Source organism: Argonema galeatum A003/A1, from assembly GCF_023333595.1.
Taxonomy (GTDB): domain Bacteria; phylum Cyanobacteriota; class Cyanobacteriia; order Cyanobacteriales; family Aerosakkonemataceae; genus Argonema; species Argonema galeatum.
The window spans coordinates 23,553-42,609 of the sequence record NZ_JAIQZM010000009.1 but is presented as its reverse complement, the minus strand read 5'-3'; the positions used below and the strand labels follow the sequence as shown (position 1 = coordinate 42,609).

At 44.1% G+C, this 19,057-nt stretch carries 16 protein-coding genes; 2 read left to right on the top strand and 14 right to left on the bottom strand.

Going from position 1 to position 19,057, the window contains the following annotated elements:
* Window positions 1-43: 43 nt before the first annotated feature.
* The 7 genes from LAY41_RS11730 to LAY41_RS11700 all read right to left on the bottom strand — a co-directional run bounded on the left by LAY41_RS11730 (window position 44) and on the right by LAY41_RS11700 (window position 5,750).
* Window positions 44-823 (bottom strand): DUF928 domain-containing protein, encoded by a 780-nt coding sequence (locus LAY41_RS11730; RefSeq protein ID WP_249097609.1) that lies wholly within the window; start codon window positions 821-823, stop codon window positions 44-46.
* An 84-nt stretch (window positions 824-907) separates the two neighbouring features.
* On the bottom strand, window positions 908-2,878 hold the full coding sequence (locus LAY41_RS11725) for a CHASE2 domain-containing protein (RefSeq protein WP_249097608.1): 1,971 nt from the start codon (window positions 2,876-2,878) through the stop codon (window positions 908-910).
* A gap of 11 nt (window positions 2,879-2,889) precedes the next feature.
* Window positions 2,890-3,975: an NAD-dependent epimerase/dehydratase family protein gene (locus LAY41_RS11720; RefSeq protein ID WP_249097605.1), complete on the bottom strand. Its 1,086-nt coding sequence runs from the start codon at window positions 3,973-3,975 to the stop codon at window positions 2,890-2,892.
* Window positions 3,965-4,660, bottom strand: coding sequence for an acyltransferase (locus LAY41_RS11715; RefSeq protein WP_249097603.1), 696 nt, complete (start codon window positions 4,658-4,660; stop codon window positions 3,965-3,967). Before LAY41_RS11715 ends, LAY41_RS11720 begins: the two co-directional genes overlap by 11 nt.
* Window positions 4,661-4,730: 70 nt before the next feature.
* Window positions 4,731-5,033: a Gfo/Idh/MocA family oxidoreductase gene (locus LAY41_RS11710; RefSeq protein WP_249097601.1), complete on the bottom strand. Its 303-nt coding sequence runs from the start codon at window positions 5,031-5,033 to the stop codon at window positions 4,731-4,733.
* Window positions 5,030-5,431, bottom strand: coding sequence for a Gfo/Idh/MocA family protein (locus LAY41_RS11705; RefSeq protein ID WP_249097599.1), 402 nt, complete (start codon window positions 5,429-5,431; stop codon window positions 5,030-5,032). Before LAY41_RS11705 ends, LAY41_RS11710 begins: the two co-directional genes overlap by 4 nt.
* A complete protein-coding gene (locus tag LAY41_RS11700; RefSeq protein WP_249097597.1) occupies window positions 5,418-5,750 on the bottom strand; it encodes a Gfo/Idh/MocA family protein in 333 nt (110 codons plus the stop codon). The genes LAY41_RS11705 and LAY41_RS11700 overlap by 14 nt, the downstream gene beginning before the upstream one ends.
* A 163-nt stretch (window positions 5,751-5,913) precedes the next feature.
* Here LAY41_RS11700 and LAY41_RS11695 point away from each other — a divergent pair, with 163 nt between their 5' ends.
* Window positions 5,914-6,489 carry a Uma2 family endonuclease gene (locus LAY41_RS11695; protein ID WP_249097595.1) on the top strand — a complete coding sequence of 192 codons (576 nt, stop codon included), beginning with the start codon at window positions 5,914-5,916 and terminating at the stop codon, window positions 6,487-6,489.
* A 98-nt stretch (window positions 6,490-6,587) separates the two neighbouring features.
* Here LAY41_RS11695 and LAY41_RS32260 read toward each other — a convergent pair whose 3' ends face one another.
* Together LAY41_RS32260 and LAY41_RS11680 are read right to left on the bottom strand one after the other, a co-directional pair.
* Window positions 6,588-7,064, bottom strand: coding sequence for an acyltransferase (locus LAY41_RS32260; protein ID WP_275974092.1), 477 nt, complete (start codon window positions 7,062-7,064; stop codon window positions 6,588-6,590).
* A 128-nt stretch (window positions 7,065-7,192) separates the two neighbouring features.
* Window positions 7,193-9,988, bottom strand: a complete 2,796-nt coding sequence (locus tag LAY41_RS11680) for an AMP-binding protein (RefSeq protein ID WP_249097592.1) — start codon at window positions 9,986-9,988, stop codon at window positions 7,193-7,195.
* A gap of 166 nt (window positions 9,989-10,154) precedes the next feature.
* Between LAY41_RS11680 and LAY41_RS11675 the strand changes: the two genes are divergently transcribed.
* Window positions 10,155-11,306 (top strand): glycosyltransferase family 2 protein, encoded by a 1,152-nt coding sequence (locus tag LAY41_RS11675; RefSeq protein WP_249097589.1) that lies wholly within the window; start codon window positions 10,155-10,157, stop codon window positions 11,304-11,306.
* A gap of 197 nt (window positions 11,307-11,503) precedes the next feature.
* Here LAY41_RS11675 and LAY41_RS11670 read toward each other — a convergent pair whose 3' ends face one another.
* From LAY41_RS11670 to LAY41_RS11645, 5 genes are all read right to left on the bottom strand, one after another.
* Window positions 11,504-14,413, bottom strand: a complete 2,910-nt coding sequence (locus LAY41_RS11670) for a CBS domain-containing protein (protein WP_249097586.1) — start codon at window positions 14,411-14,413, stop codon at window positions 11,504-11,506.
* A 21-nt stretch (window positions 14,414-14,434) separates the two neighbouring features.
* Window positions 14,435-15,898: a hypothetical protein gene (locus LAY41_RS11665; protein WP_249097583.1), complete on the bottom strand. Its 1,464-nt coding sequence runs from the start codon at window positions 15,896-15,898 to the stop codon at window positions 14,435-14,437.
* Window positions 15,885-16,235, bottom strand: coding sequence for a hypothetical protein (locus LAY41_RS11660; RefSeq protein ID WP_249097579.1), 351 nt, complete (start codon window positions 16,233-16,235; stop codon window positions 15,885-15,887). The genes LAY41_RS11665 and LAY41_RS11660 overlap by 14 nt, the downstream gene beginning before the upstream one ends.
* Before the next feature lie 126 nt (window positions 16,236-16,361).
* A complete protein-coding gene (locus LAY41_RS11655) occupies window positions 16,362-16,583 on the bottom strand; it encodes an RpnC/YadD family protein (protein WP_249097858.1) in 222 nt (73 codons plus the stop codon).
* Window positions 16,584-16,841: 258 nt separating this feature from the next.
* A partial coding sequence (locus tag LAY41_RS11645; protein ID WP_249097576.1) for a CHAT domain-containing protein occupies window positions 16,842-19,057 on the bottom strand: 2,216 nt, incomplete at its 5' end.

The window sequence follows — 19,057 nt, the reverse complement described above, 5'->3', positions numbered from 1 at the left end:
GAGGTTTCACAAAATTTTAATATTGAAGAGTGCGAGGCGCAGTTTATGGCGATCGCTCCACGTTAATCAACGTTACCGGAAATCGATCGAATTCTTTCAATCCTGCTGATTCCAATAACTTTTTCCAATCTTCTGCTAGTGCCGAATCGTTAGGATTTTCGCGCTGCAGTTGAGATAAACTTGCTAGAGCTTCGTGCCATATCCCATTTTTAGCGTACAAATTGGCTCTATCGCGCGGTGTCGCCTTCTCTATCTGTGCCAAAGTTGAATCCATTTCGACTCGCTTTGTCCACCCGTCAACAGAAACATCCCGACGCCGATTTTTGGAATTGCAAATAATCGAAAAATACCAATGATAACTCTTACCAACTTCTAAATTTACTGAGTTTTTCGGTAGGGTCAAGCTGACTATTTCAGCTTCACCAGAAATCGGTAAATTTGTTCTGTAAACATCTTTTTCATCTTCATCTTTCAGCGCCAACTCCACCGTTCGTGCAGAAGTATTCGGTACATACACAAAAATTTGCGGATTGGCTTCCACCGTCAATCCCCAGTTATCGCCGCTTGACTCAAGTGCTGGCATCAAAGCAGTTAGAGGCAAGCCTGTATTTTCTTTATCCTGGGAACAACTTCCTCCACGAGTTCCTCCCCCGCCTGTTGGGGGTACACCTAATCCTTTTGGCGGTACGTATTCCGCTACTTCGATCGCTTCAGGCGGACTAAATGTTAGTGCCTGAATTGGTGAAAAACTGACGATAACTGAATCTAGAATTACGGCTAAAGAAAAAACTGCAAGATATTTGCGAGAGATTTGCCCAGTCATGTTCGAGCGTCTTTATTTTTTTAAGGAAGGCAGGATAGTACTTGGCTCTTGTGTAATATAGCATTTCAGATTTGTTTCGTCCACCTATTCAGCAGATTCTCTTAACAGAACTTGATAAACTTTTACCGGCTGTTCGCGCCCCTTGAGTAAAACACTGCCTATAAATTCTGCGGTAAATTTGTTTTGACAGTATCGGTAAGTTTCTTCGCTTATCAAAATCCGGCAAATACCGCCATCAATAGACTTATCGTAACTTTCGAGTCGAGAGGCGATATTGACAGTATCTCCAATTATAGTGTAATCTTGTCTTTGAGCGCTACCCAAGCTACCAGCAACTAATGTGCCAGTGGCAATTCCTACTCTCATGGCTACAGTCGGTCGCCCTTGAGTTTTCCACTGCTGATTGAGTGAGTTAAGAGCTGCGCCCATTGCTAAAGCGCAACTCACGGCTTTTTGAGCATCATTTGCGATCGCTTCCGCATTTGTAGAAGGAATGGGAACGCCAAACACCGCCATCACCGCATCGCCAATAAATTTGTCAATTACTCCATCTTGTTCGAGAACGACTTGAGCCATTTCTTTCATGTACTCGTTCAGCCAAGACATCAGTATTTTTGCGTCCATATTCTCGGCAATGCTGCTGAAACCTTTTAAATCTGTAAATAGGACAGTTGCTGTCATTTCTTGTCCGTGTAGCTGTCCTTCTTCTAGTAATTTATGACGGTCGCGCCACAAGGCTTCTGCTATTTTTGGGCTGACATTACTCGCGAACAAATTCATCAAAATTCTGCGTTCTTCGCGATCGATATTGGCAATATAAGCGGAGATAACAACTTCAGCCGCTACCAAAGCCAAAACCGAGGGAACCACGGGAATCCACCAACCATAAAGGAAAGCCAAATAAGCTCCGCCGATCGCAATACTTCCGGCAAATATGATGCTAATCGCTGTCCAATAAGCGGAGAGAAATCGTATTCTACTAGGAAGATATCGCCCCAGCCAACCCAAAGTTACTCCAATTAGCGACCAACCAAAAATCCACAACCATTCTAACGGATCTGACCAAACTTTAATTAGAGGTCGATCGTCAAGTGCGGCGCTGATAATTTGGCTGGTTAAGTTAGCGTGAATTTCCACTCCAGAAGTGCGCTTGGGAGCCGTGATTAAATCGCTATCATAAGGAGTGTAATAAAAATCTTGCAAACTGACAGCAGTTGAGCCAATCAAGACAATGCGATCGCGAAGCGGCGCGGATGCGCCATCGCGCACTAAATCGGGTGGAATTCGATTTGACAAAACATCTGTCATCGATACAATTCGGAAACTGCCTTGCGGATTCCGATAATTCTTTAATATTTGGTAGCCTTGGGCATAAGTACCTGCGTAGCCGCCATCATGCGATCGCAAACGATTAAACACTGCTCGATTTAATTGCAAATATTCAGGATTTACCGCTGCATTTTCAGGTTCAATCCCTTCATTTTTGAGGTAAATAAAAGCCAAGATAAGCCCTAAGCTAGGTATTACTTTGCCATCTTTAGTTTCCACAAACAGTAAGCCGCGACGAACTTTACCATCAGGATCGAACACCAAATTGTTAGCACCAACTTGATTGAGTTTACCCAATATAGGGGGTGGATTAACTGCAAAACCTCTATCCACACTTACTTTTTGGATGCCTATTAAATTAGGTGTCGTATTAAATACTTTTACCAAATTATCATGACCTGGTTGTACTGGTAGGTCTCGATAAATATCCAAACCGATCGCTCTAGGTTTCTGCTGTTTTATCTTAGCAATCAATTGGGCGAGAGTACCATCGGGGATAGGCCATTGCCCGACTTTTTGGATATCTGACTCGCTAATTCCTACAATAACAATGCGGCGATCGATCGGTTCTGGGGGACGCAGGCGAAAAAACCAATCCAGCGCCCCTAATTCCAGCAATTGTAACCATCCGGCGAAGCGCAACGCAATTAACAGTCCCGCTACGCTGGGAGCTGTAATCAGTACGCCGCGCCGTTCCCCAACAAAAGTCCTTAGCCTTTTCCACATTATAAATTTGTTTATATTCGGCTTGGAAAAATTATACTATGAGTGATATCGGGAAATTGTCTGTTGGAATCGTTGGTTAAATTTTTACCGCAGATGAAGACAGATAAACGCAGATAAACGCAGATAAGATAAGATATGGAATGTTTATAGCGCTCTTTTTGCCACCAGTTTACGAGGTGATGCAATCCCTCTTCAAGTGACACAGATGCTTGAAAACCTAACATCTGTTTTGCTTTATTTGGATCGGCAAGACGACGCTGCACTGGATTTACTTTGCGTGCGTGGCCGTATTCAAGTTTTAAGTTCGATCGCATTACTGTTAACAAACTTTGAGCGAGGTCGTTGAGACTTGTCTCTACTCCACTAGCAATATTAAACACTTCATCGGTAACATCGGAAGCAGCAGCTAGAATATTTGCTCTGGCGATGTCGTCAACATAAACAAAATCCATCGTTTGCGTACCATCACCAAAGATTAGCGGTGGTTGATTGGAAGCAATTCGTTCCATCCACCGAATCAAAACCTCAGTGTAAATACCATATATATCCATGAAAAGCCCGTAGACGTTGAAGTAACGTAACGCTACATAATTAAGACCGTACATTTCATAGAAACTTCGCAATAATCCCTCATTAAAAGTTTTAGCCGCACCGTAGAAAGTTTGGTTGTTGTAGGGATGATGTTTCTCCGATGTAGGAAATTCTTCAGCCATTCCATATACTGAGGCTGATGAGGCGGCTACTACCTTTTTGACACCTGTTTTAACTGCTGCTTCCAACACATTGAATGTGCCGTCTACTAACACTTCCAATGCTAAACGCGGTTCTTCAGCGCATTGAGTGATGCGAATTGCAGCTTGGTGGAAAACTACATCAACTCCTTGCATAACTTCAGCTAGCAAATTGCTGTCTCGAATATCGCCTTCAACGATCGTTACTGACCCGTTAGCTAAGGCCCGATCGAGGTTTTTTCGGCGTCCGCGCACAAAGTTATCCAAGATAATAATCTCAGCTACTTTCTCCTTGACTAACTGCTCGGCAATATGAGAGCCAACTAAACCCGATCCCCCCGTAATTAATACTCGTTTATCCTGCATTTTCTGAAACCTCTATAGGTATTGATTCTTCTCGCCAGCGTAAAAACCGAGCCGGGACACCAGCTACGATCGCAAACGGTGGTACATCCTTCGTGACAACTGCTCCAGCACCTACAATACTTTTTTTTCCAACTGTTACACCAGGTAAAATCGTGGCATTCATCCCAATATCAGCTCCAGTTTCAATCTTGACAGGTTTGATTTCGAGGTCTGTTTGGATAATTGGGACTTCAATCGGCGATCCGGTATGGGTAGAACCTAGCACTTTTGCCCCTGGCCCCCAACCGACATAATCTTCGATTATAATATGGCGAGCATCAAAATAACTCTGAAGGCCGATCCAAACGTGATTTCCGATCGCACACTTACCATCGAACCGTCCCTGGATATAGCTTTGAGCGCCAATAAACACATTATTGCCAATCTCAAAAGTTTCTAAATGTTTAAATCCCACATTACTGCCGATCGATACATTGTGTCCGAACTGACGTGCTACTGCCCGCCAAATGGCTCGTCGCATTCGCCAATCGAAATCGCCATCGCCGATCGCAAAGCGGGCATATAACTCAATTAAACCCTCTCGTGCGTAATGATCGCGAAGATACTCCGCCAGTCCAATTTCAAATTCGGGATCGGGCTTTACTTCTTGTGTGCCGTGAACGGCTTTGACTATTTGCGTTCTCATTTTATTTGAATCAGGAGTTTTGACTAGATCGACTTCTTTAGATCCCCGACTTCTTTAAGAAGTCGGGGATCTAAGAAAGTTGGATTAGCTTACCTTGTTCTTTCATGGACTCTGTAGCAGCTTCGAGTATTTTCACGACCTGCAATCCAGTTTGACCGTCTGTTATGGGGCGCTTGTTGAGTTTGATGCAGTCAACAAAGTGTAACAGATCTAGATATAAAGGTTCGGTAATATCTAACTGGGGTGCCCACATATCTCCTGTGCGATAATCAATCAGCATTTGATAGATGTTTTCAGAATTGTTAGTAAGTGTAATTCCTTTGTCGTAAATTTTGACTTTTTCGCTGGGCTCTAAGTCATCATAAACGATCATTTTGCGATGTAACCGTTCAGGGTGCGACGAACTTTCACAGGTGCTAACCAATTAACGTGGATGTGAGCGATTAAATTGGCATCGAACAACAATGTCAAATAGCTGATATTCTCAGGTTTTCCTGAAATATGACTCATGCCGATCGCTGAAACGGCTACTGGTTTTGAGGTCAATACGTAATCCATAATTGAGAGGTCGTGTACTGCCAAATCCCAGATGACATTTACATCGTGTTGACACAATCCCAGATTGACACGGACTGAATCGTAATAATAAATATTAGATAATTCGTTGTTGGCTATCACTTCTTGCATTTTGCGGACAGCACCCGTGTAGATGAAAGTATGATCTACCATTAGTACCAACTGGCGTCGATCGGCCTCCTCAATCAGTCGCAAAGCCTGTTCGGACGTTTGTTTCTGTGAGTGGCTTCGACACCAGCACGTGCTTGCCTGCCTGCAATGCTGCCAAAGCCAAATCGAAGTGGGTTGAAACTGGCGTAGCAATTGCGATCGCATCAATTTTTGGGTTTTCAAAGAGGTCTTGAGTATTTGTTGTCACCTGAATATTGAGATATCGAGCCTGCACTTTAGCTAAACATTGAGGTTTGCGATCGCTAACTGCTATCACCTGCGTTTCTGGTATGTCAGCAAAATTCCGCACCAGATTCGGTCCCCAGTAGCCATAGCCGATTACACCGATATTAATTGTTTCCATTTTGACTAGCCATGAAATTGATTTATTCTGCGGTGGTAAACCTTTTCCCATCTTATATCATGTCCGGTTGCATCGATTGCCTAAAAAAATCGCTCTCCAGTCATTTCACTGCTTTTTATGACAGAATAAAGTAAATAATAACTTATACGCGAGGTTGTATAGTATGCCCAACCCCACCATTGCCATTCCCCAAACCTTCAAAGTAACTCACGAACAATTCCAACAAATTGCGATCGTCAACCGTGACTTAAGGCTAGAGAGAACAGCGACAGGAGAATTAATAGTTATGCCCCCAACTGGAAGCGAGACAGGCAACCGTAACCTAGATATTGAAGGACAGCTTTGGCTATGGAACCGCCAAACTAAACTAGGGGTAGTATTTGATTCTTCTAGTGGTTTTCAATTGCCCAACGGGGCAGACCGATCGCCTGATGCCTCTTGGGTTAAATTAGAAAGATGGGAAGCTCTCACACCCACAGAAAAAGAAGGTTTCGCTCCCATTTGTCCAGATTTTGTGGTGGAATTGCGTTCCAAATCTGACAATATGGAACCATTGCGAGAAAAGATGCGGGAATATATAGCAAATGGTGCTATTTTGGGATGGCTAATCGATCGGAAAAATCGGAAAGTTGAGATATACAGGCATGAAAGAGAAGTGGAAATATTAAATAATCCTACCTCTGTATCTGGGGAATATCTGCTACTAGGATTTGTTCTAGATTTGACTGATGTTTGGTGAAGGCGAAGTCGGGTATCTGAACTAGAGTTCATTGAGGTATGTTGTTGCGCTTTAGCGCTATCTTAAAGAGCGCTAAAGCGCAACAACGTACCGAATATTTAGGGCTGGCGGACATCGCCGATGAGTCGAGCGGGTACTCCAGCAACGATCGCATAATCGGGGACATCGCGAGTCACGACTGCCCCAGAGCCTACGATGGCATTTTCTCCGATCGTCACATTTGGTAAGATGGTGGCATTGCTGCCAATGGATGCTCTACGTTTCACTAGCGTCTTGAGAGTTTCCCAATCGTCATCAGTTTTTAGGCTACCATCTTCATTCGTTGCGCGGGGGTAGAGATCGTTGGTGAACATGACCCCATGAGCGATGAGAACCTCATCCTCAATAGTCACGCCCTCGCAAATAAAGGTATGCGAAGATATTTTAACCCGCGACCCGACGACAACATTTTTTTGGATTTCCACAAATGTACCAATTTTCGTTTCGTCGCCGATCGTGCAACCATAGAGATTGACTAGATCTGGATGGAAAATTTTTACGTTATTACCAAGTTGGACATCATCAGCGGTCGGCATTATTTTCTCGCTTTATTGGTGGTTGACATGATAATATCGAAAAAGAAGATATGCTGGTGAATTATTAGACAAACTATCTTACAAACAACAGTTGAGTAACTTACGGTTCTCTTTTACTGAGCCTAAAGTTACACAGAGATCGAGTTGGTTTGCTCTGCTTGTGCTTCATCTAAGGAAACTTTCACTTTTTCAACTAACAGGGGAACAGACAACGGTTCAAATAAGCGATCGGCAAGACCTGGAATTTTGTAGCTTTCCACTTCATCCGCTGCTAGTTCTGACCAACCTAATGTAGGGCCGAAGTGCCATTCTAATTTCTGTATACTGGCACGAAAGAGAGTGATTTTGCCTCCATAGAGTCGCGGCACATACTTATCTTTAGCTGCTTGATTTATATTGGCAGCCTCTTGGTAGCGAAGTAGGTGGGGAACAAACTCACTTGATTTGGGCATATTAATCTCGTGATTATTTTCATGTTTGCCTATCTTGGTTTTGAAAACCTTGTCAGGAAGCACTTTATTCAACTTCAACTTCAATTTCACTTTCTCGAACAATCGATCGCCAATGTAAGTTACTTTGCCTATCAGTCCGCGTTCTCTTAATTTATCCACATGGTAATAATTGTAAAATTCATAAAATGAAACAACTTTATTAATAGAAGAATAATATGCTTCATAAACCAAAAAAATCAATTTATAAAAGAATGCTTTGCTCTGCCATAATATATCTTCTTTCGGTAAATCTATAGGTGCGTCGGCATCCACTAAAGCAAGCAGGGCTATTTTTTCACCTCGATCGCGAAGCTGATGAGCCATCTCGAAAGCAATAATCCCGCCAGTACAATGACCTCCGATAAAATAAGGGCCTTTGGGTTGGATAGCTCGGATTTCTTCAACACAATCAGCCGCCATTTGTTCGATCGAAGTCTCAGACATAGATTTGCCGACCAAGGCTGGATGTTGTAGAACATAAAAGGGGCGATCGCTCGTAAAACGACGACCAAATTGAGTCCAACTGATCGCACCAGTACCGCCTGCATGAAAGAAGAACGGCGGTTGAGATCCGTTACGTTTAATTTGCACTAAAGTAGCCCAAAACTTGGAGGTACTTTTGGGGCGAGAAATTAGGCTGGCTAATTCTGCAACTGTTGAGGCTTGAATAAGAGTTGCGACAGGAAGATCGACATCAATAATCTTTTGTACTCGATCGATCAGTTCTACAGCTAGCAAGGAGTGTCCTCCTAGAGAGAAGAAGTTATCGTGAATACCAACTTCTTGTATACCTAAAACCTCAGACCAAATTTTGGCCAACTTTTCTTCTAAGTTTGTGCGTGGGGGAGTATATTCTCGTTTGGTTATGGTCGGTTCTTGTGCTATTAATCCTAGTTTTTCAGCTAAACCAATTCGTTGTAATTTGCCTGTCGGCCCTTTAGGAATTTCATCGACAAACACGATGATGCTGGGAACTTTAAAATCAGCCAGTCGTGTTGCTGCAAACTCCTTTATTTCTTGCTCTGTAGCGGTATATTCCGGTTTGAGGACGACGGTAGCAGCTACATTTTCACCCAATAATGGATGAGGAACGGCAAAGGCGACTACCTGCGCGATCGCTGGATGATCGAGTAGCACTTCATCAATTTCACGAGGAGAAATTTTTTCACCGCCACGATTAATGATTTCTTTGATGCGACCTTTTAAAAATAGATAATTATCAACATCTAAATAACCTAAATCACCAGTGCGAAACCAACCGTTAGTGAAGGCAGTTTTGTTGGCTTCTGGATTATTTTCGTAGCCAAGGGTGACGTTAACTCCTCGAATCACCACTTCACCCACTTCTTCGGGCGGTAACAAATTGCCAGCTTCGTCCATAATGGCTATTTCTGGCCCTGCGGCTACTCCCACCGAACCAGGTTTTCGTATTTGGGGAGGTAGAGGATTACTAGCCATTTGATGGGAAGCTTCTGTCATCCCATAAGCCTCAATTACCGGAACGTTAAATGTCTTTTCCAACTCCACCATAACTTGTGGCGATAAGGAAGCGGAGGAGGAGCGAATTAGCCTGAGAGGACAGCTAGCAATGATCTTGATGTTTGCTTGAGATACAGCCAAGATTGCTTGGTGCATAGTGGGTACAGCGCTGTACCAGGTCGGGCGCGTTTCTGCTACCCAAGCAAAGAATTTCGTAGTGTCAAAACCTGGAGTGCAAACGATACTGGCTCCAACATTGAGGGATGATAGTAGGGCACCGATTAAGCCGTGAATGTGAAATAGGGGCATTACATTCAAACAGCGATCGCTTTTTGCCAAATTTAGGGCCACGCCAATGTTATGAGCCGAAGTGTAGAGGTTGTTATGGGTCAGCGGCACAATTTTGGGACGGGAAGTTGTCCCGGAAGTATGCAGCACTAAAGCTACATGATCCGATGTGGGATGTTCGATGTGGGATGTGGGATTTTGCGGAAAGTCTTGATAAGTTAAGGTGAAAATACCTGCTTCTGCTTCTAAGAGTGGGGATAATTCAATGATGGGTATGCCTCGTTCTTGGGCGACGGTTTTGGCTGATTCGGCAATTCCCGACTGAATAATTAACGCTTTGGCATTTAGATCGGACAAATAAAAGTCAAATTCGGCGGTGCGATAAGCTGGATTGAGGGGGGCACAGGTGGCGGTGGAGGCTACAGCTAGAAAGGCAACTGCCATTTCTGGGCCATTGGGAAGGACGATCGCAACGCGGTCATGGCGATCGATCCCAATGGCGTTGAGTGCAGTTACTATATCGTTAATGTGAATATCTAGACGGCGATAGGTGAGTGGGGTACGTCCGATGGCTGCAATTGCGATCGCATCGGGGTTTTTTTCCGCTTGCTTCTTCACCAAATCGGGAATGCTTAAATTAAATGTAAGCTTTCTAGTCCGATCCATAAAACTTATATAATCCAAACAGCACTATTCAAAAGATGCTTCTGCGATGATTAATTTTAGCAGAATTTTGGTGGATTCGATCTGCCAAAAAATTACTGCTTTCCATCCCCGGCTAACCAAGGCGGTATAGCGAGAGTCAACAGGCGTTCAAGATCGAGGAAAAACTATGGATGTCGCTGTTATAATCACTCTATTCAACGGAGCTAAATGGATTCGCCAAACTCTGGAGTCAGTTTTCTCTCAAGAACACCCTCCAGTCGAAGTAGTGGTTGTCGATGACGGTTCGGAGGATGGGTCGCCGGAAATTGTTCGATCTTTCCCAGGGGTGACATTACTTCGCAATTCCGGCAAAGGGGAAAATTCGGCTTGTGAATTTGGCTTTCGGCACACGAACGCGCCGCTAGTTGCCTTCTTGGATCATGATGATATTTGGCATCCATCTCACTTGCGAATTCTCAGCAGTATTCTGGAACAAAATCCTCAATGTCCTGCTGCATTTAGTAGTTGCCTATTTTTCAATTCAGATGATAGCCTTGTCTTTCCATCGCCAAAATTAAATGCAGTGCCATTCGATCCCTGGCGGGATTTCCCTAAAAATAAAATTCCCACAAATTCATCTGTTGTGATTCGCCGCGATGCACTAAATGAAATGGGTGGTTGGCCAGCGAAATTTAGCGGTTATGGTGATGCTTATACTTGGTTTAGACTCAGTGTTGCTCAACCTTTAATCGAAAATCGATCGACTACAATAGGATACCGCCAGCATGAGAGTTCCCTGAATATAGACCTTCGTTCGCGAAAGGCTCTGATTTATTTTAATGAAGCTCTAGCTGCTTCAGAGGATGCTTTTGCTCACCGACTTGCCAAGTATCCTAAAGATAGCGATCGTCTGAAAAGACGCTTAGCAGTCTTGACACCAATGTCAGACATTCTGAAAGCAACAATTAACTCAGATTACCAACTCTTAAAAGAATCTGCCTTGGCCTTTGAAGCTAGTCTAGCAGGTGAGTCAACAGCCTTCATCAAATCCATGTTAAATATGCTATTTTGGTTCCTCTCTCCCAGTTTAAACATAGAAACACTAGCAAGGAAAACAGACTACTTCAAAATTTTGATTCAACATTGGCCAAAAGACGCCAGCAATAGCCGAGAAGCACTTATGGATTATAATCTAGGAAACCGAATTATTTGGAATTCTTGGAATTACCTAAGTACACAACCCTGGCAAATCAGCCGTTGGACGCTATTTACGGATGTCGTTTATCTCAGGCTTCTCTGGTATTGGAATCGCTTCACCATAAGTATAGCTAGGGACTAGGGACTAGGGGCTAGGGGCTAGGGTCAGAAGGGTTTAGAATCCGCCAACGTTTCAGGAATTCAGAATGTCTTAACCGACGAAAGCGGTTGCTATACAAGAAAGTCAACGCTTTAGCTGTAGCTGTAGGTTGGGTTGAGGAACGAAACCCAACCACCACCCCTGTAGCAAAGTGCTGAGTAAAGCAGAGTGCGGTGGCGTTATTTTGCTGGTTTAGGAAAATGTTCGGCCAAAAATGCTTCAGCAGATGCCCGATCGCACACTACCCCTGCCCCATCCAGCGTCGCCGCCAATAAATCATCCAACATTTTACTATACTGCGGCCCTGGTTTATATCCCAAGGCTTTCAGATCGTTGCCGTTGAGGGGAGCTTTTACATTTCTCCAGTCTGTCAGATAAAGCCAGATTTTCCGCCGCACGTCTCTTGGACTTTGTACTGCAATTAATATGAGAGTAGGCAAATCGTATCGACGCAACGATCGCACAATTTCACTTTTGCGATCGCACTTAGATAAAGTTTCCATCACCTCAGATTGAGCCAGAGCCAAGTTTTGCAGCCTTTCGATACTATCTACAGGTAGCTGGAGATTTGTTACTACTTTACCGCGATATTCCGGTATCAGATAAGCGATTAAAACTTCCAGTCGCGTTTGCCAATGTGCAATACTTTTTTGCGGATCGAAACGCCGCAGACAGCGATCGAGCAAACGCACTTGCCACCACAGTTTCTCATCTAATTCCAAGGTAGGATGGATGCAGCGCAACGCCCCCAAATTTGCCAGTAATTGCAAAGCGGGTTTCCAGTACGGAGCTTGCAAAATGTACTTCAGTTCGCTTTTGAGTCGAGTTTCCAACGCAGGCGCACGACCATTTTTCCCCTGAACTTGCTCGTAGATACCGCTGGCTAGAGCATAGCGGATATACCGCGCTGTCTGAGCCTCAATCTCAAATCCCAACCGCACAGCAAACCGCACAGCACGATAAATCCGCGTCGGATCTTCGATAAAGCTATTGGCGTGCAAAACCCGAATCTGCCGAGATTGTAAATCCAATACCCCGCCAAAGAAATCTAATAGCTCGCCAGGACGCGGTTCGTTTAGCCGCACAGCCAAAGCATTAATGGTAAAATCTCGTCGATAAAGGTCTTGACGAATAGAACTGGCTTCCACTTCTGGATTGGCAGCTGGATAAGGATAAAATTCCGTCCTCGCGGTGGCAATATCTACCCAAAGAGAACCCAACTCTGGATCGTTATGCCACAAAAGGGCAGCTGTTTGAAATTGACCGTGAACGTCTAAGCGAGCATTGGGATAGAGTTGCTGAAGCGCTTTTGCTAATTCTACACCCGCGCCAACATCGGCTGATTTATGAAAACCATCTACTACTAAGTCGATATCTTCAATCATCAGGATATTAGCCGATCGCACGAGGAGCAAATCCCGCACTGCACCCCCGACTAGATAGAGATGCCAACCGCGTTTTTCTGCCTGCTGAGATGCTTTTTCAAGTAATTGCCAAAGTGGGGGAGCGAGACGATCGCGAATAGAAGGCAAAAGGCAAGAGGCTAAAGGCAAATTTTCTTCTGATTTTTGACTTTTGACTTTGGCCTTTTCCTGATGGATCAGCCGCAAAACATCGGTGCGGGTAACAATTCCCACTAGCTGTCCAGTTTCCAAAACTGGCAATCGCCCGATATCGTAAGTTACCATGAGCGACTCAATCTCCGGTAGCGAGGTATCAGGTGCGATCGTTTTTAGATTAGTCGTCATGTAGCCTTTTACCCTTGCATGACTGAAACCGTGATGCAGCGCAATATCAATATCTCGCCTGGAAATAATGCCAACTAACCGATCTTGGTTATCTACCACAGATAACCCAGAATGTCCGTACCGCAATAATATTCGCTGGGCTTGTTCAATTGTTGTATCTGGGCGAATTGTTCGCACTGGAGAAGACATCAACTCCTGTGCTGTGGGAGGATGGGGAATCTGATTTTCGATTTGTTCGACCAGTTGTTCTAAGATTGGTAGTGGATCTACCCCCCGCAGACTTGCAGATGCTGCCTGGGAATGACCGCCACCACCGATTTGTTGGAAGAGTTGGTTGAGGTTTGTGCCTTCAATGCGCGATCGACCGATCACCGTTAAGCGATCGTCCGATTTTGGATTTGGGATTTCAGATTTTGGATTTGCGATCGCTGATTCTTCTTCCTCCCCCACTCCCCCACCCCCCTGCCCCTCTGCCCCTCTGCCCCTCTGCCCCTCTGCTCCTCTGCCCCTCTGCTCCCCCACTCCCCCACTCCTGTTCTCTTCTTCCCGCAAGGGATATCTCGCCGCCAGAAACACAGCATCGCTTTCAGTTAACTCCAGTAATTGTGTGGTAAGACTGGATAAACCGGGCACAAAACCCTCTGTATTTAACAGACACCAAGATATTGTGTAACCCCACTGAGTTGTGCTTTGCAAATTATTTAGCGCAACCTTCAGGAGTTCCTGCAATTGGCGAGACAAACCGGGATCGACATATTCTGCGATCGCCTTAAGGCTTACCCCTTGCGTCATCAACCAAGCCAAAGCAGCGGCGTCTCTGGGCGTCGTATGCTCAAATGTGAGAGATCCCGTATCAACGTGGATACCCAACGCCATCACGGTCGCCTCCGCTGGCGTCAGGAATAGTTCTGAAAGTTTCCCCTCTGCTCCTGGAGTCCCCGGCTCTCCTGCTAATTTTTGCAAATGTTCCACAACCAGAGTTGTAGTGGCTCCCACCGACTCGATATAAGTTTGAGTGGCGGGGATATCTGTATCTTGATTGAGATGATGGTCGTAGAGGATAATTTCAGTCAGGTGAGGTAGATCTAACCACTCAGCTGCTTTTCCCAAGCGATCGCGTTGTTGAGTATCTACGATCGTCACAGAGCGAATTTGTTCGGGATTTATCGATCGACGTTCCATCAAAGCAAACTCATCCCGGTGCAACGCCAAAAAATCCCGCACCACTGGGTGTGCGCCCCCAGGTAAGACAATTTTCGCCCCAGCTTTCAGGCGCGTCAGCCCTACAGCCGCTCCCAGAGCGTCAAAATCTGCTGTTGTATGACAGAGAATCACATCCATTTGCTTTCCATTTGTGACAGATTAGGAGGGGGGAACTTTGTTTTCTTGCGCCTGTGAATTGCCTAAAATGAAATTTACAGTACGAGCGATCGGACTTTTTGGATGTTGCTGAATATGTCGCATCACTCTCGCTGCGATCGTAACTCCGACTAACCCAGCGCCTAAGCTGAATAGAAGAGAAAGTGTTAAGTGATGCGGCGGGTTTAGACCAAAAGAAGGTTGCAAGTGAACCGGATTTATTGTTAATTTTTGGTTTGGTTTTGCTTCAAAGATATAAGGTGATGCAGTAGCAGCAACTCCTGCAAAACCTATTCCTACACCAACGACAGCAATAGTATTTTGTAATTGGCGATCGCGATCTTTTTCTTGATTTTGCCAAAGGCGATCGATCTCAGCTTGTTCTATCTCTACTATACCTCGGATAGATGCGATCGCAGTGTCAATTAAATTTGTGCCGTGTTGAAAATAACCTAAATCGCCTTTAATTTGTCTTTGAAAATAGGGACTGGTTTTTTCGATAAACAGACTAAAAGTAGTTAAATGCTCTGGTTGGAGTTGGCATTTTTCGCAAATTTCCGAGAGCTTTTGTTGATAGTTATAAATATGAATGCTAATCAGATTATCTAACTCTTCTAAGGTTTGCAATGTTCTTTCGTAATTCAAGCTGTCATAGAGTAGCTGTTTGACTTGAGTTTTTAATCCTCGCAAATCTTCATTTGTCTTGTTAATTTGCTCATTATTTGTATCGGTTTCTAGTTTTAAATTTTCAATAGTATTTTCTATGATTGTGTAGAATTCATGGGCTAAATTATAGTTGGTGCGGCTATCGATGAAGGCTTTGGTGATTTTATGGCGATGAAAAAATAGCTCAAATAAAGGTTGCAGAATGCTGCCAAGTTTTTTCTCCGTGGTATCATCAATGAGATAGACAAAAATTTGTAATTGTCCCTTGAGATCGCTGTATTCAAAAATGGGCCGATCGAATAATTTAGTAGTTCGGTAGAAAGGGGGACGATGGGATGCTGGTAATAGACTTTTTACACATTCATCCGCTAGTTCTTTGAGTTGTTCTGTAGTAGGAGTTATATATATACTTAATTTATAGGTAATAAAAATAGTCTGCCCCAGCCAGTTTTGATAACTTTCAGGAAGGATTAGATTCTTATCATTAAATTGGTTTAATTCTGTGATTTCTAGGTATTTATTTTCTTTTGTTTCTGGGCTACCAATTCTGGCTAAAATGCCTACACTATCATCCAGACTGCAAAACCTAAAAGAACCTTGAATTTGATCTGAGTAGTTAAATTTTTTTGGTTTACTGAGAATATTACTGAGATTTTCTTTTGACGAAATCGGGTTTATTTCGTGACTAAAATCTTTCCAGATATTATTTGCCCAAGTCCAGATAGAGTGAACTTCGGTTTCAGGTTCCCGGCTGAGTTGATAGCTATAGATATAGACTTGGGGATGATCAATTTTTAGCATCTGGGGTGGGGGGTTGGTTTTTATTCAGGCGTTTCTTCAAGCTTGCTTCTAGCTTTTTGATGTCAGGATAGTTGTTAGTAATGGTTTCGTAGCCTGGAGTAGATGTAGAATCATAATCATCAATACTTTTTCTCAATAGATTGCCTATTTTATCTCTTACTTCTGGAAAATTTCGATAGAGTTTATTAATCTCTTCTTTGACGGCTTTATCATCAGCATCAGAGTCACATATAGGCAAAACCTTCTCTAGTAATTCGTTAATAAATTCCGGTGTAAGAATCTCTGATGCGGTGGTAATGGCTGTATATATTTCTAACAAAATCATGTTTTTCATCATAAAATTTACCTCACAAATGGATGTTTTCTGAATTCATTAGGTGTCAATTTTGTAGGTGCGTCAAATTTTTAACGAGTTCGATTTATACAAGGTTTTATCGCCTGACACACCCTACGAATCTGCTAATTAATTTTGTGCAGCTTCAGCGATAGTTGCTTCCACTTCAGCCACAGGTAAATCTAAGACTGTAGCAATTTGTTCTGTACTTAATCCCAGACTAGCCATTCTGACGATTGCAGCTTTTTCTCGCTGTTTAGCTTCAGCTATTTGTACTTGTGCTTCAGCTTGCACTTCAGCCTGAATGTCTTGATAAAATCTGGTTTTCTTTAAGTCACTTAGTTCAAACATGGCGATAATTTCCTCTCTGGGTTTTTGGGGTAACTTGTAAACTATGATAGTCTCTAACAATTCGATCAGACTCTTTCTGATCGTGGTCAAAGAAAACAGAGGGAAATTGTTTGAAGATGGTGTAAAATAGGCTATCGGTTTTCATGGATTAGATTAGATTAGACCTCTCCAGAAATTAAAGGTGCGTTACCTGTAACCCTCGTAGAGACGTTGCATGCAACGTCTCTACATTCTTTTTTGGAGAGGTCTATTAGATTATTATAAACCGATCGCACAAAACGCTGCCCAATGATAAACGCTGCTGTAAGGTTTTTCAGTTTCATTGAACCTTTCTAGCACCTCTGTAATGTCTTCTTTTTGGTCGGCATCGAAACTATCGGAACTTTTCACCCATTGTAGCAAATCTGAAGTAAGGGCAGACTTAAACCAGCGCTGGGTGTCATGGAGGGCTTGACCAATGCTGACTCCGGGTTTGAGTAACTCATAGAATTTTACCATAATCAAGGCGGTGGAGAGGTCGTTGACGGCCCAAAGACTGGCCAGGGTTCCCATTGCGCCTGCGTGGAGAAATCCTGTTGGTAATCCAATATAATCTGACCGATTTTGCGTATCAATCAGGGCGGTTTCGCAGGCGGAGAGGACGACTAAACGGCACTGTTTTAGTTGGAGTTGGAAAATTTCAGCTAAGGTGAGGCATTTGGTAATGTCGGCTGTTTTACCATCGCGCCATGCAACGTAACGATTTGATCCCCCTAAATCCCCCTTAAGAAGGGGGACTTTGACAATTTCCGTCTCCCCCCTTCTTAAGGGGGGTTGGGGGGGATCTCCAGGTTGTGATCCCCCTAAATCCCCCTTAATAAGGGGGACTTTGACAATTTCCGTCTCCCCCCTTCTTAAGGGGGGTTGGGGGGGATCTCCAGGTTGGGAAGATTGAGATTCCTCTTCCTTGATAATACTCTCCGAGAGGGCAAGAAAAGAGTTTAGCGGATTCTCGGCATTGAAGGAACCGTGACAGGAGAAGTGGGCGCAGTGGGCGTTTTGTAACTGTTCTAAGTATTGTTCTAAGAGATTGATTTTACTGGCTTCTTTGCCGGGGAGAATTTGACGAATGGGGAATTTAGGGGCAATGCAGGTGACTTCTAAATCGGTGTAGGAAAGATCCAAAGTGGGGTTTTGCAGGGCGAGAAGTTGGTCAAAATTGGGGTGAATTTCGATCTGTTGCAGGAGTTGGCAACTGGGGGCGTATTGAATGCCTTGGAGAAATTTATCTAGGACAAATTCGCCATCGGTGAGGGGGAGGGCGTGAAGGGCAAACAGGTGCAGAAACCAGTGGGGAATTAGGATTAAGCGGGTACTTTTGGCGGGGAGAATTGTGGTAATTTCTAGGAGATTGGCAAGACGTTGGAGATAGGTGGGGAGTTGAGTTTGCCAGTGGCTTTTGCTTTGTCTGTAATCTGCCCGATATTCATTAACTAAATCGATTAATTCATTTCGTTGACGACTGCGATGTACTTTCAGCACGTCGGGGGAAGTGAGGACAAAGGTGATGATTTCTTCGTCGGTGATGTACCACTCAATCAGGGCGGTGTCTGGGGTGGTGAGGAGTTGGGTAATTTCCGTGAAGGTGATGGGTGTGAGGACTTTGGGAGTTGGCTGTTTTTGGGCGATTAGTTCGGCGAGATTGCGGGCTTTGTTGGCTTCGGCATATTCTAGCGCTTCTTGGTTGCTGTCCCGTTCTAGGCATACCTGCACCATGCCCATGTAGAGTTTATCCCACTCTAAATCGTGTTTTTGCTTAATTTCATTCCCGGATTGAATCAACTTCCGTAGGTAGGCGGCTCCGGCGATCGCATCTTTAAAGGTATGATATGCACTTTGGAGAGTTGTTTCTTTTTGTTTGGCGTCATCTGGTTTGGTTTGATGGAGATAATCTAGTTTTGCCAGATACTCCCAACCTAAGTTATTCAGAGTTTGTACATTTTCAAATGGGAACTGAGTACGGGTGCGGACTTGGAGTGCGGCGGTGTATGATGCGATCGCTAGTTCGATATTATCTGCTTTATCTTCTCTAATTCTGTCACTGTAGGCAACCGCCAGATTATTTTGGGTCATAGCCCAATCTTGGGGAAAGGCTTCACGGGTGTAGACTTGGAGTGCGGCGGTGTAGGATGCGATCGCTAGTTCGATATTATCTGCTCTATCTGATCTAATTCTGTCACTGTAGGCAGCACCCAGATTATTTTGGGTCATTGCCCAATCTTGGGGAAAGGCTTCACGGGTGTAGACTTGGAGTGCGGCGGTGTAGGATGCGATCGCTTTTTCGATATTATCTGCTCTATCTTCTCTAATTCTGTTACTGTAGGCATTTCCCAGATTATTTTGGGTCGTTGCCCATTGTTGGGGAAAGGCTTCACGGGTGTAGACTTGGAGTGCGGCGGTGTAGGATGCGATCGCTAGTTCGATATTATCTGCTC

Excerpts from the sequence above, each read along its gene's own strand:
- LAY41_RS11725 (WP_249097608.1), bottom strand. The coding sequence starts at position 2,878 with ATGTGGAAAAGGCTAAGGACTTTTGTTGGGGAACGGCGCGGCGTACTG.
- LAY41_RS11670 (WP_249097586.1), bottom strand. The coding sequence starts at position 14,413 with ATGGATGTGATTCTCTGTCATACAACAGCAGATTTTGACGCTCTGGGA.
- LAY41_RS11715 (WP_249097603.1), bottom strand. The coding sequence starts at position 4,660 with ATGAGAACGCAAATAGTCAAAGCCGTTCACGGCACACAAGAAGTAAAG.
- LAY41_RS11665 (WP_249097583.1), bottom strand. The coding sequence starts at position 15,898 with ATGCTAAAAATTGATCATCCCCAAGTCTATATCTATAGCTATCAACTC.
- LAY41_RS11720 (WP_249097605.1), bottom strand. The coding sequence starts at position 3,975 with ATGCAGGATAAACGAGTATTAATTACGGGGGGATCGGGTTTAGTTGGC.
- LAY41_RS11680 (WP_249097592.1), bottom strand. The coding sequence starts at position 9,988 with ATGGATCGGACTAGAAAGCTTACATTTAATTTAAGCATTCCCGATTTG.
- LAY41_RS11695 (WP_249097595.1), top strand. The coding sequence starts at position 5,914 with ATGCCCAACCCCACCATTGCCATTCCCCAAACCTTCAAAGTAACTCAC.
- LAY41_RS11675 (WP_249097589.1), top strand. The coding sequence starts at position 10,155 with ATGGATGTCGCTGTTATAATCACTCTATTCAACGGAGCTAAATGGATT.
- LAY41_RS11710 (WP_249097601.1), bottom strand. The coding sequence starts at position 5,033 with ATGATCGTTTATGATGACTTAGAGCCCAGCGAAAAAGTCAAAATTTAC.
- LAY41_RS11660 (WP_249097579.1), bottom strand. The coding sequence starts at position 16,235 with ATGATGAAAAACATGATTTTGTTAGAAATATATACAGCCATTACCACC.
- LAY41_RS11655 (WP_249097858.1), bottom strand. The coding sequence starts at position 16,583 with ATGTTTGAACTAAGTGACTTAAAGAAAACCAGATTTTATCAAGACATT.
- LAY41_RS11730 (WP_249097609.1), bottom strand. The coding sequence starts at position 823 with ATGACTGGGCAAATCTCTCGCAAATATCTTGCAGTTTTTTCTTTAGCC.
- LAY41_RS11700 (WP_249097597.1), bottom strand. The coding sequence starts at position 5,750 with ATGGAAACAATTAATATCGGTGTAATCGGCTATGGCTACTGGGGACCG.
- LAY41_RS32260 (WP_275974092.1), bottom strand. The coding sequence starts at position 7,064 with ATGCCGACCGCTGATGATGTCCAACTTGGTAATAACGTAAAAATTTTC.